The organism is Mycobacterium sp. shizuoka-1, from assembly GCF_002723835.1.
GTDB lineage: Bacteria > Actinomycetota > Actinomycetes > Mycobacteriales > Mycobacteriaceae > Mycobacterium.
Map to the genome: position 1 here is coordinate 1 of NZ_BEWG01000155.1, position 1,092 is coordinate 1,092.

General features: G+C 65.8%; 1 pseudogene and 1 other annotated feature. The pseudogene reads right to left on the minus strand.

The features are described from left to right. Positions 1 to 1,092, minus strand: a pseudogene (locus MSZK_RS31450) (IS3 family transposase); the annotation flags it as partial. Then, positions 696 to 827 (minus strand) — a sequence feature (AL1L pseudoknot). Its footprint overlaps the pseudogene before it by 132 nt.

A 1,092-nucleotide genomic window follows, 5' to 3' on the forward strand; every position in this document is an offset into this window, starting at 1 on the left:
AACTCGACGTCCTCGACGGTCTTCCATGGCCCGCTGCGGGCGGGACCGTAGATCAGCTCGGCCTTGTAGTAGCCGTTCACCGTCTCCGCCAAGGCGTTGTCGAAGCTGTCCCCGATCGATCCGATCGAGGGGACCGCACCGATCTCAGCGAGGCGTTCGCCGTAGCGGATCGATGTGAACTGCGACCCGGCATCGGAGTGACATCGCAAGCCCACCAACATGTTTCCGCGTGACCAGCGGGCCATCTCCAATGCGTCGAGGACCATCGTGGTGCGCATGTGCGAGGCGACCCGCCAGCCGACGATCATCCGCGAGTAGGCATCGACGATGAAACACACATACGCCACCCCGGCCCACGTCGGCACGAATGTCAGATCCGTCACCCACAGTTGGTTCGGCGCGGTAGCGGTGAACGTGCGCTTCACCAGATCCGGGTGACGCGCAGCGGCGGCGTCCGGTTTGGTGGTCTTGACCCGTTTGCCGCGCCGGACCCCTTCGATCCCGAGGCTGCGCATCAGGCGGGCCACCTGATCGCGGCCGACGTCGTAGCCCTCGCGGCGAGCAGCTCTCCAGAGCTTGCGGGCCCCGTAGACGCGGTAGTTGTCCTCCCAGAGCGCCATCAGGGCCGGACCAAGCTCGGCGTCACGCTGCGCGCGTGCCGACACAGGCCGGGTCTTGGTGTCGTAGTAGGTGCTCGGGGCCATCACCACCCCTGCTGATCGCAGGACGGTGATGACGGGCTCGACCCCGAACTCCTCGCGCTGGGCGTCGATGAAGTCGACTATTTCTTGTGTTGGCGGTCGAGCTCCGCCCCGAAAAAACTGGCCGCGCGTTTCAGTATCTCGTTGGCACGCTTGAGTTCTCGATTCTCCTGCTCAAGCTCTTTGATCCGTGCCGACTCCGCGCTGGACACTCCCGGAGCGTATCCGTCATCGATGTCGGCTTGGCGGACCCAGGACCGCACCGACTCCACCCCGTAGCCGAGCTGGCGGGCCACCCGCGACACCGTGCCCTGCTCGGCACCCAACTCGGCTCTCAGGGTCCGGACCATCCGCACCGCCGCGGCCTTCTCCTCCAAGCTGTAGCGACGCG